Source organism: Chelativorans sp. M5D2P16, from assembly GCF_034427935.1.
Taxonomy (GTDB): domain Bacteria; phylum Pseudomonadota; class Alphaproteobacteria; order Rhizobiales; family Rhizobiaceae; genus Chelativorans.
Map to the genome: position 1 here is coordinate 17,105 of NZ_JAXQNM010000036.1, position 13,081 is coordinate 30,185.

General features: G+C 65.0%; 11 protein-coding genes. 5 read left to right on the plus strand and 6 right to left on the minus strand.

Annotation, left to right across the window (positions count from 1 at the left end; all coding sequences use genetic code 11):
* Nucleotides 1–69 precede the first annotated feature (69 nt).
* The 5 genes from SIN08_RS16145 to SIN08_RS16165 all read left to right on the plus strand — a co-directional run bounded on the left by SIN08_RS16145 (nt 70) and on the right by SIN08_RS16165 (nt 6,351).
* Nucleotides 70–2,196 carry an acetate--CoA ligase family protein gene (locus SIN08_RS16145; protein WP_322452625.1) on the plus strand — a complete coding sequence of 709 codons (2,127 nt, stop codon included), beginning with the start codon at nt 70–72 and terminating at the stop codon, nt 2,194–2,196.
* Nucleotides 2,197–2,276: 80 nt separating this feature from the next.
* Nucleotides 2,277–3,476 carry an ADP-forming succinate--CoA ligase subunit beta gene (gene sucC / locus SIN08_RS16150; protein ID WP_322452626.1) on the plus strand — a complete coding sequence of 400 codons (1,200 nt, stop codon included), beginning with the start codon at nt 2,277–2,279 and terminating at the stop codon, nt 3,474–3,476.
* The gene (gene sucD / locus SIN08_RS16155) at nt 3,476–4,393 is read left to right on the plus strand and encodes a succinate--CoA ligase subunit alpha (RefSeq protein WP_322452627.1); all 918 of its coding nucleotides are present in this window, start codon (nt 3,476–3,478) and stop codon (nt 4,391–4,393) included. Before sucC ends, sucD begins: the two co-directional genes overlap by 1 nt.
* A gap of 146 nt (nt 4,394–4,539) precedes the next feature.
* A complete protein-coding gene (locus tag SIN08_RS16160; protein WP_322452628.1) occupies nt 4,540–5,271 on the plus strand; it encodes a GntR family transcriptional regulator in 732 nt (243 codons plus the stop codon).
* Nucleotides 5,272–5,349: 78 nt separating this feature from the next.
* Entirely contained in the window at nt 5,350–6,351 is a 1,002-nt protein-coding gene (locus SIN08_RS16165) for an NAD(P)H-quinone oxidoreductase (protein ID WP_322452629.1), read from the plus strand.
* Nucleotides 6,352–6,542: 191 nt separating this feature from the next.
* On the opposite strand, the gene SIN08_RS16170 is transcribed toward SIN08_RS16165, so the two are convergent.
* The 6 genes from SIN08_RS16170 to SIN08_RS16195 are packed head-to-tail and all read right to left on the minus strand — an operon-like array spanning nt 6,543 to nt 13,078.
* Entirely contained in the window at nt 6,543–7,247 is a 705-nt protein-coding gene (locus SIN08_RS16170) for a class II aldolase/adducin family protein (RefSeq protein ID WP_322452630.1), read from the minus strand.
* A complete protein-coding gene (locus SIN08_RS16175) occupies nt 7,234–8,691 on the minus strand; it encodes an FGGY-family carbohydrate kinase (RefSeq protein ID WP_322452631.1) in 1,458 nt (485 codons plus the stop codon). Before SIN08_RS16175 ends, SIN08_RS16170 begins: the two co-directional genes overlap by 14 nt.
* Nucleotides 8,692–8,720: 29 nt before the next feature.
* Nucleotides 8,721–9,569, minus strand: a complete 849-nt coding sequence (locus SIN08_RS16180) for a sugar phosphate isomerase/epimerase family protein (protein ID WP_322452632.1) — start codon at nt 9,567–9,569, stop codon at nt 8,721–8,723.
* A gap of 2 nt (nt 9,570–9,571) precedes the next feature.
* Nucleotides 9,572–10,567, minus strand: coding sequence for an ABC transporter permease (locus SIN08_RS16185; protein ID WP_322452633.1), 996 nt, complete (start codon nt 10,565–10,567; stop codon nt 9,572–9,574).
* Nucleotides 10,564–11,565: an ABC transporter permease gene (locus SIN08_RS16190; RefSeq protein WP_322452634.1), complete on the minus strand. Its 1,002-nt coding sequence runs from the start codon at nt 11,563–11,565 to the stop codon at nt 10,564–10,566. Before SIN08_RS16190 ends, SIN08_RS16185 begins: the two co-directional genes overlap by 4 nt.
* Nucleotides 11,558–13,078: a sugar ABC transporter ATP-binding protein gene (locus SIN08_RS16195; RefSeq protein WP_322452635.1), complete on the minus strand. Its 1,521-nt coding sequence runs from the start codon at nt 13,076–13,078 to the stop codon at nt 11,558–11,560. The genes SIN08_RS16190 and SIN08_RS16195 overlap by 8 nt, the downstream gene beginning before the upstream one ends.
* Between the last annotated feature and the right edge of the window lie 3 nt (nt 13,079–13,081).

Genomic DNA, 13,081 nt, shown 5'->3' on the forward strand with positions numbered 1-13,081 from the left:
TGTTCTGCCCTCGGGCTCACGCCAGTTCCGCCTCGTCACTGAAACCAGGCGCCCACCAAGGAGGAGAGCATGCTCGATAAAACCGTCGTTCGGAACGTATTGGAGAAGGTGAAGGCCGAGGGCCGCGAGGCGCTGACCGCTCCCGAGGGCAAGCTTCTGTGCGATGCCTATGGCATCACCGTTCCGCAGGAAGGGCTTGCCGGAAGTGCCGAGGAGGCCGCCTCGCTGGCCTCCGAGATGGGATTTCCGGTGGTCATGAAGATCGTGTCACCGGACATCCTGCACAAGACGGAAGCCGGCGGCGTCATCGTCGGCGTCGAAACAGAGGAAGAAGCCAAGGCCGGCTATGACAAGATTATCGCCAACGCCAAGGCCTACAACGCAAAGGCCGACATCAGCGGTGTGCAGGTGCAGCAGATGCTGACCGGCGGCCAGGAGGTCATCATCGGCTCAGTGACCGACGGCAGCTTCGGCAAGCTGGTGGCTTTCGGTCTCGGCGGCATTCTGGTCGAGGTCCTGAAGGACATCACCTTCCGGCTCGCGCCGGTCACCCAGGAGGAAGCCCTGTCGATGCTCGACAGCGTCCAGGCGGCAGACATGCTGAAGGGCGTGCGCGGCGGCGATCCCGTTAACCGCGAGGCGCTGGCGGACATGATCGTGCGTGTCTCCGAGCTCGTGAACGACTACCCGGAAATCTCCGAGCTCGACCTCAACCCGGTCTTCGCCACCAAGGACGGTGCGATCGCCGCCGACGTGCGCATCGTCGTCGACTTTGCGCAGAAGGCACCGCGCCATCGCCCGAGCCAGGACGAGATCGTCACGGCCATGAACAAGATCATGCGCCCGAAGGCGGTCGCCGTGATCGGTGCCTCCTCGGAAGAGGGCAAGATCGGCAACTCCGTGATGAAGAACCTCATCAACGGCGGCTACAAGGGCGAGATCTATCCCGTCCACCCCAAGGCCGACGAGATCCTCGGCTACAAGGCGTATAAGAGCGTAAAGGACGTGCCGGGTGAAATCGACACAGCCATCTTCGCCATCCCGGCCAAGTTCGTCCCCGGCGCGCTGACCGAATGCGGCGAAAAGGGCATCCCCGGTGCGGTTCTCATTCCCTCGGGCTTTGCCGAGGCGGGCGAGCCCGAACTGCAGGACGAGATCGTCAAGATTGGCCGCAAATACAATGTCCGCCTGATGGGGCCGAATATCTACGGCTTCTACTATACGCCGGAGAATCTGTGCGCCACCTTCTGCACAGCTTACGACGTAAAGGGGTCGGCGGCACTGTCCTCGCAGTCGGGCGGCATTGGCATGGCGATCATCGGCTTCTCGCGTTCGGCGCAGATGGGCGTTTCGGCCATCGTCGGGCTCGGCAACAAGTCGGACATCGACGAGGACGACCTGCTCACCTTCTTCGAGCAGGACGACAACACCAAGATCATCGCCCAGCACTGCGAGGATCTGAAGGACGGCCGGGCCTTTGCCGAGGTCGCGCGCCGCGTCTCGAAGAAGAAGCCCGTGGTGGTCTTGAAAGCCGGGCGCACCTCGGCGGGCGCCAAGGCGGCGTCCTCGCATACCGGGGCGCTTGCCGGCAACGACAAGATCTACGAGGACGTTTTCCAGCAGGTCGGCGTCATCCGCGCCCGCTCGCTGCGTCAGCTCCTCGAATTCGCCCGCGGCGTGCCGGTGCTGCCGACGCCGAAGGGCGAAAATGTGGTCATCATCACCGGTGCCGGCGGCTCGGGCGTCCTGCTTTCGGACGCCTGTGTCGACAACGGGCTGGAGCTGATGTCCATGCCCGATGATCTGGACGCAGCCTTCCGCAAGTTCATCCCGCCCTTCGGCGCGGCCGGCAACCCGGTCGACATCACCGGCGGCGAGCCGCCGGAGACCTACAAGAACACCATCAGGCTGGGTCTCCAGGACGACCGTATCCACTCGCTCATCCTGGGCTACTGGCACACGATCGTCACCCCGCCGATGGTTTTCGCGAAACTGGTCTCCGAGGTGAAGGAGGAAATGGCGGCGAAGGGCATCGAGAAGCCGATCGTCGCGTCGCTGGCCGGCGACTACGAGGTCGAGGAGGCTTCCGAGTATCTCTACCAGCACGGGATCCCGGCCTATCCCTATTCGACCGAGCTTCCGGTCGAGGTGCTCGGCGCCAAGTACAAGTGGGCGCGCGGCGCGGGCCTTCTTTAGCCGGACATACGGCCCCGGCCTTCGCGCCGGGGCCCCTGCCCTTCCTGAAAAACGATCCATCCTGAGGGGAAGAGACCTCGATGCACATTCATGAATACCAGGCCAAGGACCTGCTTCGGTCCTTCGGCGTGCCGGTGCCGCAGGGCCATCCGGCTTTCGACGCGGAGGAGGCCGACAAGAAGGCCGCCGAACTTCCCGGCCCCGTCTACGTCGTCAAGGCGCAGATCCACGCCGGTGGCCGTGGCAAAGGCACCTTCAAAGAGCTCGGCAACGATGCCAAGGGCGGCGTGCGGCTTGCCAAATCGCCGGAGGAGGTGCGCCAGCATGCCGGCGAGATGCTGGGCAACACGCTGGTGACGCTGCAGACCGGCCCCTCCGGCAAGCGGGTCAACCGGCTCTATGTCGAGGAAGGCTCGAACATCGACAAGGAGTTCTACCTTTCCCTCCTCGTCGACCGGGAATCGAGCCGAATCGCTTTCGTCGTGTCGACCGAGGGCGGCATGGACATCGAGACGGTCGCCCACGAAACCCCGGAAAAGATCCTCACCTTCACGGTGGATCCGGCAACGGGCGTCATGCCGCATCACGGCCGCGCCGTAGCCAAGGCTTTGGGACTGGAGGGTGATCTCGCCAAGCAGGCGCAGGCGCTGGTCGAGGGGCTTTACGCGGCCTTTACCGCCAAAGACATGGAAATGCTGGAGATCAATCCGCTGATCGTTTCCAAGGAGGGGCAGCTGCGCTGTCTCGACGCGAAGGTGGGCTTCGATTCCAACGCCCTGGGGCGGCACCCCGACGTCGCCGGCCTGCGCGACGAAACGGAAGAGGACGACAAGGAGATCGAGGCCTCCAAATACGACCTCTCCTACATCGCGCTCGACGGCAACATCGGCTGCATGGTCAACGGCGCCGGCCTCGCCATGGCGACCATGGACATCATCAAATACTACGGCGCCGAGCCGGCGAACTTCCTGGACGTGGGCGGCGGCGCGACTGCCGAAAAGGTGGCCGCGGCCTTCAAGATCATCACCGCCGACCCGAACGTGAAGGGTATCCTGGTCAACATCTTCGGCGGCATCATGCGCTGCGACGTCATCGCCGAGGGAGTCGTGACCGCGGTCAAGGAAGTCGGTCTGGAAGTGCCGCTGGTCGTCCGCCTGGAAGGAACCAATGTCGAGACCGGCAAGAAGATCCTTGCCGAAAGCGGTCTCAACGTCATTCCGGCCGACGATCTTGACGACGCGGCCCAGAAGATCGTCAACGCTGTGGGAGGTTCGAACTGATGTCCATCCTGATCGACAAAGACACCCGGGTCATCTGCCAGGGTTTTACCGGCAAGACCGGTACTTTCCACAGCGAGCAGGCCATCAAGTACGGCACGAAGATGGTCGGCGGCGTGGCCCCCGGCAAGGGCGGCATGCGCCATCTCGACCTGCCCGTCTTCGACACGGTGGTGGAAGCACGCGATGCCACGGGCGCGGACGCCACGGTCATCTATGTTCCGCCCTTCGGCGCGGCGGATGCGATCTGCGAGGCGATCCAGGCCGAGATCCCGCTGATCGTCTGCATTACGGAAGGCATCCCCGTTCTCGACATGCAGCGTGTCAAGCGGTCGCTCGAGGGCTCCAAGTCGCGGCTCGTCGGTCCGAACTGCCCGGGTCTCATCACCGCCGGCGAATGCAAGATCGGCATCATGCCCGGCTCCATCTTCAAGAAGGGATCGGTCGGCATCGTTTCCCGCTCCGGCACCCTCACCTACGAGGCGGTCTATCAGACCTCGCAGCAGGGTTTCGGCCAGACCACCGCGGTGGGCATCGGCGGTGATCCCATCAAGGGCACCGAGTTCATCGACGTCCTGGAACTCTTCCTCGCCGACCCGGCGACCGAATCGATCGTCATGATCGGTGAGATCGGCGGCTCCGCCGAAGAGGACGCCGCACAGTTTTTGAAGGACGAGGCCAAGCGCGGTCGCTCCAAGCCGACCGTCGGCTTCATCGCCGGGCGCACCGCGCCTCCGGGGCGGCGCATGGGCCATGCCGGCGCCATCATCTCGGGCGGAAAGGGCGGCGCGGAAGATAAGATCGCCGCCATGGAAGCGGCCGGAATCCGCATCTCGCCGACCCCGGCGCGGCTTGGGACGACCCTTGCGGAGTTGCTGAATGGCGAGACGACCGAGGGGCGGCTATCCGCCGTCGGCTGATCCGCCCCGCCACCATCCGCCCCACCCCGCCGGCCTGGCGTCGGCGGGTTGCGGTGAGAAAGCTGGATGTTAAACTCTTGTATCGACTTGCGAAACAGAATCCATATATGGCATAAAGCATTCCAATCTCAGCAAGGAACCTCGACGTGAGCAAGACCCAGACGCGCTGGCCGCTCGCCAACGAAGCCACTCCGGAACTCACGCTGGAGCCTTTCGCCGCCGAGCCGAACTTCAAGACGCGCATCTATGCAGCGCTAAAATCGGCCATCGTCAATATGGAGATCTACGGCACAGCCGGTGACACGTGGCTGGACGAACGCCAGCTCGCCGAGCGTCTGGGGGTGAGCCGCACGCCGATCCGCGAAGCCATCGCCATGTTGGAGCAGCAAGGTTTCGTCAAGTCAATCCCGCGCCGCGGCATCATGGTCCTGCGCAAGACGAAACGTGAAGTGATCGAGATGATCCAGGTCTGGGCGGCGCTGGAAAGCATGGCCGCCCGACTGATCTGCGAGAACGCCAGCGACAAGAACATCGCCCAGCTCCGTCAGATCTTCGATCGCTTTCACGAGGGGCACAAGCCGGCCGATTATCTGGGCGAATATTCCGAAGCCAACATCCAGTTTCACCAGACCCTGATCAAGATGACCGGCTCGAAGGTCCTGCGGGAGACGACGGAGAACATCCTGCTCCACGTTCGCGGCATCCGCAAAATCACCATCGGCCGCGGCGACCGCGCCACCCAGTCCATCGAGGACCACCTGGCCATCATCGACGCGCTGGAGAAGCGGGACACCGAAAAGGCGGAGAAGCTCTGCCGCGACCATACGCTGGGTCTCGCCTCCTACGTAGAGAAGCACAGCAACGGGATCTTCGACTGATCCCGAAAGCGAACGGCGCCGGGCCGGCCGCTGCGGCCCGAAAACCGTTGATTTGCGTTCCCAACACCGGAGTTGGTCATGACCGGCCTGCCTGACACGATGACCGCCATTGCAATCTCCGAGCCCGGCGGGCCGGAGGTCCTTAAACCCGAGACGAGGCCGGTCCCCACGCCGGGGGACAATGAAATCCTCATTCGCGTGGCGGCGGCCGGCGTCAACCGCCCCGACGCCCTGCAGCGGGCCGGCGCCTATCCGCCGCCCAAGGGGGCGTCCGACCTGCCGGGCCTCGAGGTGGCCGGAGAGGTGGCGGCGGTCGGCAACGCGGTCGAACGCTGGAAGGCGGGCGATGCCGTCTGCGCGCTGACGCCGGGCGGCGGCTATGCCGAGTATGCGCTGGTCGACGCGCGCAACGCCCTGCCCCTGCCCGCCGGACTGTCCACCGTCGAGGCAGCGGCGGTGCCGGAAACCTTCTTCACCGTCTGGCACAATGTCTTCGAGCGCGGCCGGCTGAGCGAAGGGGAGATCCTGCTCGTGCATGGCGGCGCCTCCGGCATCGGCACGACGGCGATCATGCTGGCCAAGGCTTTCGGCGCGCGTGTGTTCGTTACCGCCGGTTCCGACGAGAAATGCGCGGCTTGCCGTGAACTCGGCGCGGATCTCGCGATCAATTACCGTGAGCAGGACTGGGTTGCCGTGGTCAAGGAGGAGACCGGCAAGCGTGGCGCCAATGTGATCCTCGACATGGTCGGCGGCCCCTACATCGAAAAGAACTACCAGGCCGCTGCAATCGACGGGCGCATCGTCAATATCGCCTTCCTGCAGGGATCTCGCGTCGAGGTGGATTACATGCGCTTGATGATGAAGCGGCTCACCCACACGGGCTCGACGCTACGTGCCCAGTCACTCGAAGCAAAGGCCGAGATCGCCGCAAAGCTGGAAGAGAAGGTCTGGCCGCTCATCGCGGACGGCAAGTGCAAACCGCTGGTCCACGCCCACTTCCCGCTGCGCGAGGCCGCCAAGGCGCACGCGTTGATGGAATCGAATGCCAATATCGGCAAGATCGTGCTGACGGTGGACTGACGGCGCATTGCGCCCTGCGCCGTGCGCCTGCGGCGGACCACAACAACGCGTCATCCCGGCCAAGGGAGCGCAAGCGACCGCGAGCCGGGATCCATTCCGGAACACGGACAAATCACGGAATGGATCCCGGACAGCCCTTCGGGCTTCCGGGATGACGAGCTTCCCCTATCTCAAGGCCTAGCGGTCCGGAGTCAGCCGCCCTTCACGGCTTCACGCGGCCGCGCGATGTCGTTGATGCCTTCGGCGTCCGGCGCTTGGCCGTAGCTCATCCTGCGCATCTGCTCGAGCACGCGCTCCATCTCGTCATCGGGCAGGATGGGCGGCTCGCCGAGTGTCAGCGCCTGCACATAGACGCGTGACAACGTCTCGACCTCGATGGCCAGCCACAGTGCGGTATCGAGCGTCTTGCCGAGCGAAATCTGGCCGTGCTGGCCGAGCAGGCAGGCCAGCCGGCCCTCGAGTGCGGCCAGCGCGTTGTCCGACAGCGCCTGCGTGCCGAAGGTCGCGTATTCGGCGCAGCGGATCGTCGTGCCGCCGGCGACCCCGGTCATATAGTGAAAACTCGGGATCGTCCTGTGGTGGCAGGCGAGCGTGGTGGCATAGATCGAGTGGCAATGCAGCACGGCGTTGATGTCGGTGCGGGCGCGCAGGATATCCCGGTGGAACCGCCATTCCGAAGACGGGCGATGGCCGACATAGGTGCCGTCGAAGCCCATCTCCACGATGTCATCCGGCGTCATGGTCTCATAGGGCATCGAGGATGGGGTGATGAGGAACCCGTCCGTGGTGCGCGCGGAAAGATTGCCCGAGGTGCCCTGGTTGATGCCGCTCGCGTTCATGCGGCGGCAAATGTCCACCATTTCGCGGCGCAGCGCCGCCTTCTCAGTTTCGGCCATGCATGGCTCCTTTCGTCTGATCCGGTTTGACGGCCCGCGCAGCCCTGCGCCAGCGGGATGCGTAGGAAGAAAGTTCGCTCGCGAAGGCGCCCGGCCCTTCCGGTTCACTGAGTACGACCGGCGCCGGCTCTGTCCGCGTCTCGTGACTTGCCAGAAGTGCCGCGCCGGACGCGACGCCATAGGCGTCGAGATTGAAGCGGACGCGCCGCTCGCGGGCGAAGGCGGCGACGAGCGCGGGATAGAGCGGCTCGCGCAGAAAGCTGCCGTCGAGCAGCACCTGCGCACTCTCGCCCAGCGCGTCCAGGCACTCGACCGTAAGCAGCGCGCAGTAAAGGACGCCGAGCGCCTTGCGCTCCTGCGGTGTCTCGGGCGGCGGGCCGGTAAAGCGCCCCGCGCCGGCGCTGCCGGGGAAAAGGCCGTCGTCGTGGCCGAAGGAGGGCAGCGCCATCGTGCCCCGGCCGACCAGACGGGCGATGGTCTCGCGCCCGACATTCGCGTCCGCCGCGTCACCGGCGATCACCGCGAACTCGCGTCCGCCCATCGTCAGGACACCGCCGAGCGGATTGCCGAAGACGTCACTGTTGCAGGTCATGCCGCGGTTCTCGTCGAGCCTCGCGAGCGGCGTGCACCCGGACAGCCCGACGATCCAGGTGCCGGTCGAGACGACGGCGACGTCCGTCAGCCCGGCGGCCTGGTAGCGGTAGTAGTTGAGGCTGCTGTCGTGCCCGCCGGCAAGGATCCGCAGTCCCTGCGGCAGACCGTGACGTTTGCTGAGCTCCGGACGCACCGGGCCGACCGTCTCCCAGGCCTTTGCAAAGGGCGGCAGGAGGTGCTCCCATCCCTGACGGGCGACGATCGGCGACCAGCGTTTCTCCGCCACGTTCCACAGGTGCGATTGCGCGCCGAGCAGGCTCGTTTCCGAGACGGCCACGCCGGACAGCACCCACGCCCAATATTGCGGCACACCGAGAAACCAGCGCGCCCGCGCAAAGGCTTCAGGTTCGGCCTGCTGCATCCAGTAGAGCTGGCGCGCCTGATGGGTGGCACCGTGCATCGTCGCGCTGCCGCGGTCGAAGAACGTGCCGCTCAAGGGGCCATAGGCCACTCGGACCGGCTCCGGCAGGGGCTGCTCATAGTCGATCATCGGCAGCGCCGTGCCATCGCCCATGTCGGGATGCTCAAGGACGAGCACGCCGCCGGACCCGTGACCGGAGGCGACAAAGGCTTCGAGCGGATGGCGGCGGGCAAGCTGTGCCAGCCCTTCGAGGAGCCAACCGCGCACGACCTGCAGGTCGTGGTGGCGCCAGGGCGGACCGTCGCGAACCGGGTTTTCGACGCTGAGCGTCTCGAGCACGGCCCCATCGCCGGTCACGGCATTGAGCTTGATGTTGGTCTTGCCGATATCGAGCACGGCGACCGTACCGCTCTCCTGCTTCTCAGCCATATCCTCCTCCCCGGCCGGTTCATGGCCGATCAGATCAGCCCGTACTGCCTTGCCTTGTTGCGCAGGAACGGCAGCCCGTTGCCCATTACCTCCGCCTCGTCCCGGGCGACCGGACGCCAGACGGCCAACCCGTAGGCGACCTCCGGCGGCATGTTGATGAAGCTCTCCATGGCGAGCCCGCCCTTGAAGCTGATCGCCGCGAGGGCGGCGTAGATCTCGTCCCAGGGCACGTTGCCGTATCCCGGCGTGCCGCGGTCGCTCTCGGACAGGTGGATGTATTTCAGGTGCTCGCGCGCATCGAGAATACCGAGGGCCGCGCCCTTTTCCTCGATGTTCATATGGTATGTGTCGAGATGGACGAAGATGTTGTCGGCGCCCACCCGCTCGATCATCTCGACCGCCTGGCGCGCGGTGTTGATCAGGTGGTTCTCGTAGCGGTTGACGGCTTCCACGCCGAGTTCAATGCCGTGCGTCTTGGCATGCTTGGCGGCGGCCGTCAGCGCCCGGGCGATATTGTCGTACTCGGCCTGGGTGGGCGGCACCCCGGTCCGCTCGCCGATGCCGCCGAAGATGACGCCGGAAAGGGCCTCTGCCCCCATCTCCGCCGTCTTGTCGATGGCCACCTTCAGATAATCGATGGCCGCCTCGGGGCGCTGCGAGGCCCACGCCGGCTCGGGTAGGCCGAGCGAGGAGACGGCGCGCAGGTTGTGCTTCTTGAGAAGGGCGCGTGTATGCGCGGCATCGACGGCCGGCGCGTTGAGGAGCGCGATTTCGATGAAGTCCATCTTGTACTCGACGGCGGCGGCGATCGCCTTCTCCGCGCCGGCGCGGTCCCAGTTCATGGTCCACATGCTGGTGTGAACGCCAAATCCCTCCATCTCTATTCCTTTCTTGCCACAAAGATTGCGAACTGTCCGGCAAACCAGCGCAGGACCATGACGAGGACCAGCAACATTCCCCACACGGCCGTGGCCAGATGCTGGTTGGCACCGAGGAGATTAAGCCCCGACGACAGAAGCTGAAGGACGATGAGGGCGACGAAAACCGGGATGGCCCGGCCGAAGCCGCCGAACGGATTCACCCCGCCCAGGAAACAGGCCAGCACGGTGATCAGCAGGTAGGCCTCGCCGTGCCCGACACGCACCGAATTGAAGCGCGCCATCATGATGATGCCGGCGACAGCGCACATCAGGCCGGACAGCGTGTAGACCAGCACGAGCACCTTGCGGGTGTTGACGCCGGAATAGTGCGCGGCCTCGATGTTCGAGCCGACCATGTAGGTGTTGAAGCCGAGCTTGGTGCGCGACAGGAGGAGATGCCAGAGCCCGACGCACAGGATGAAGACCAGGAGCGGCACGGGCAGGCCCAGCACAGATCCATGGCCGAGCGGGCGCACGAAGGCGGGAAAGCCCGAGGTGTCGCCGCCGCGTGTCGCGAACTCACCCACCCCGCGCAAAAAGATCATCATCGAAAGGGAGACGAGGATCGGATGCGCGCGCGTGTAGGCAATGACGAGGCCCATCACCGTGCCGCTCAGCGCACCCGCACCGAGCGCCAGGGCGACGCCGAGCATGAAGGCTAAAGGTCCCGCGTCGACGCCGCCATTGGCCTGCAGCACCCAGGCCGCGACGAGCCCCGCGATATTGGCGGTGAAGGTGACCGCGAGATTGAGCCCGCCGGTCAGAATCGGCAGCAGCATGGCGAGGGTAAGCAGGCCGAGTTCAGGAAGCTGGAAGGCGACCGATCCGAAGGTCGCCGCAGAGAGAAACCGCGGCGAGGCGGTGCCGAACACCACGATGACCGCGATCAGGGCGACGATCGGCCCGACCATATCCCCGCCGAAGATCCGGCGGGCGCGCGCGAGAAGGCCCGTCATGACTTTCTACCTTCGGTGCGCATGAAGGGCAGCAGCTTTTCGATACTGGAGTTCGACAGCGTAATCGCGGCCAGGATGATGGCGCCGATGATCATCCGGAACGCATAGGGCGACACGCCCATCAGGTTCAGCCCGTTTCCGATGATCGAGATCAGGAGCACGCCGAGCACGCAGCCCAGCACCGAACCTCGTCCGCCGCCGAGCCGCGCCCCGCCGAGCACCACGGCGGCCAGCACCTCGAGCTCGCGGCCGTAAAGCGCGTTGGGCACCACCTCCTGTGCGTAGTGCGCCTGGATCAGCCCGCCGATGCCGGCCATCAGCCCCACCCAGCCGAAGGCGATATACTGCATGGCGCCGATGTTGATGCCGAAGCGCCGCGCACCTTCGGGATTGTCGCCGAACGCGTAGAGCTGGCGTCCGGTCGAGGTGTGGCGGATCAGGAACCATGTGGCGAAGACGCACAGCACCATGACCAGCACCGGCAGGCGGATTTCCGCCCAGCTTCCGTCGGCCATCTCGCGTTCGAACAAAATGACCCTGTCGGTCCACCAGGCGGGCAGGTCGTAGATCGACACGCCGCGCGTGAAGAACATCAGGAGGCCGAAATAGATGTTGAAGGTGGCAATGGTGACGACGATGGAGATGATGCGGAACGTGTGAATCAGGAAGGCGTTGAAGGCGCCCAGGAGCACGCCGACGCTGCCGGCGATCAGTAGGCCGCTTATCCAGCCACCCCCGCCGATCTGAGCCAGGATCAGTGCCGTGACATATTGCACGACCGAGGCCGCCACGGCGAACGAGATGTCGATCCCGCCGGCGATCAACACCACCAGCAGACCGACCGCGAAGATGATGTTGACGGCACTGATGTTGAGGAGATCGAAGGCGTTGACCAGCGTGAAAAAGCGGTCCGTGGCCAGGGAAAGAAAGACGCAGATCAGCGCGATCACGGCGAGCAGCGCCATTTCCGTCGCCTGGGTCTGGAGGAGCCTACGCATAGACGGCGGCCTCCATATCGGAAAGCGATGCGTCCCGGGGGTCGTACTCGCCGACGACCCGTCCGTCGGCCATGTGCAGCACGCGGTCGGCGTTGAAATAGACTTCCGGCACCTCGTCGGAGATCAGGATGATGGCAAGCCCGGTCTCGGCAAGATGCGCGACGATGTCGAAAATGCCGGCGCGGGCGCCGACGTCGACGCCGACCGTCGGCGCGTCGAGGATCAGAAGCTTCGGATCCGTGGCGAGCCACTTGGCGATCGCCACACGCTGCTGGTTGCCGCCGGAAAGGGTGGAGATCGGATCGTCCTCATGGCCGATCTTGACGCCGAGATCGACGATCCATTTCGAGACGAGATCGTGTTTCTTCTCGCCCGAGATGAGTCCGCCCGACAGAATCTTGTCGATCGAGGCGATCACCAGATTGTCGGCTATCGACTGCGGCTGAATGAGGCCGAGCGAGAGCCGGTCCTCGGAAAGATAGGCGACGCCGGCACGGATCGCCTCCCGATTGGAGCCGAAACGGACGGGCCGGCCGTCGAGGCGGACCGTCCCGCGATGGGGACGGCGCATGCCGAACAGCGTCAGCGCCAGCTCGGTGCGCCCGGAGCCGAGCAAACCCGTGATGCCGAGCGTCTCGCCCTGCCTGACCGTCAGCGAGACGTCCTCGAACTCGCCTTTGCGCGCCAGTCCTTCCACCTCCAGCACCGCCGGTGCGCCCTCGCGGGAGCGCGCGCGCACATTGTTGTCGAAGGTTTTGCCCGTCATCAGCTCGGTGATCCGAGACTGGGTCATCCCCTCGGCCGGATAGACACCCACCAGCTTGCCGTCACGCAGGACGGTAATACGGTCGGAAATCTCGATCACTTCGGCCAGGCGGTGGCTGACGAAGACGACGGCAATGCCCGAGGCCGACAGATTGCGGACGATTTCCAGGAGATGATCGGTTTCGGACTGGGTCAGCGAGGCCGTCGGCTCGTCCATGAAGACGATCTTCGCCTCGCCCACCAGGGCGCGCGCGATCGCCACGATCTGGCGGCGGGCAATAGAGTATTCACGTAAAGGAACATCGACGTCGAGGCTGACGCCGAGGCGCTTCAGAACGCGCTGCGCCGTCTCGCGCATGGCCGAATGGCTCACCTTGCGCGGCCAGCGGCCGACGACGGTCTGAAAGGCGATGTTTTCGGCGACCGACATTTCAGGGAAAAGGGCAAGATCCTGCCAGATCACCTGGATTCCGGCGGCCTGCGCGGTGACCGGCGACATGTGATGGTAGGTTGTTCCGTCATATTCGATCCGCGCTCCGGCCGCGGGCCGGTAGACGCCGGTGATCACCTTGATCAGCGTGCTCTTTCCCGAGCCGTTCTCGCCGGCCAGGCAATGGACCTCGCCGGGACGGACGTCGAAGGACACGTCGCGCAACGCACGCACGCCGCCGAAAGTCATATTGACGCTTTCCAGCGATAGAAGGGGTGGTTGCGCTTCGGACGCGCTCGACGGAGAAGCCATCGCCATGCC

Excerpts from the sequence above, each read along its gene's own strand:
- SIN08_RS16170 (WP_322452630.1), bottom strand. The coding sequence starts at position 7,247 with ATGGCCGAAACTGAGAAGGCGGCGCTGCGCCGCGAAATGGTGGACATT.
- SIN08_RS16145 (WP_322452625.1), top strand. The coding sequence starts at position 70 with ATGCTCGATAAAACCGTCGTTCGGAACGTATTGGAGAAGGTGAAGGCC.
- SIN08_RS16185 (WP_322452633.1), bottom strand. The coding sequence starts at position 10,567 with ATGACGGGCCTTCTCGCGCGCGCCCGCCGGATCTTCGGCGGGGATATG.
- SIN08_RS16180 (WP_322452632.1), bottom strand. The coding sequence starts at position 9,569 with ATGGAGGGATTTGGCGTTCACACCAGCATGTGGACCATGAACTGGGAC.
- SIN08_RS16195 (WP_322452635.1), bottom strand. The coding sequence starts at position 13,078 with ATGGCGATGGCTTCTCCGTCGAGCGCGTCCGAAGCGCAACCACCCCTT.
- SIN08_RS16190 (WP_322452634.1), bottom strand. The coding sequence starts at position 11,565 with ATGCGTAGGCTCCTCCAGACCCAGGCGACGGAAATGGCGCTGCTCGCC.
- SIN08_RS16165 (WP_322452629.1), top strand. The coding sequence starts at position 5,350 with ATGACCGGCCTGCCTGACACGATGACCGCCATTGCAATCTCCGAGCCC.
- sucC (WP_322452626.1), top strand. The coding sequence starts at position 2,277 with ATGCACATTCATGAATACCAGGCCAAGGACCTGCTTCGGTCCTTCGGC.
- SIN08_RS16175 (WP_322452631.1), bottom strand. The coding sequence starts at position 8,691 with ATGGCTGAGAAGCAGGAGAGCGGTACGGTCGCCGTGCTCGATATCGGC.
- sucD (WP_322452627.1), top strand. The coding sequence starts at position 3,476 with ATGTCCATCCTGATCGACAAAGACACCCGGGTCATCTGCCAGGGTTTT.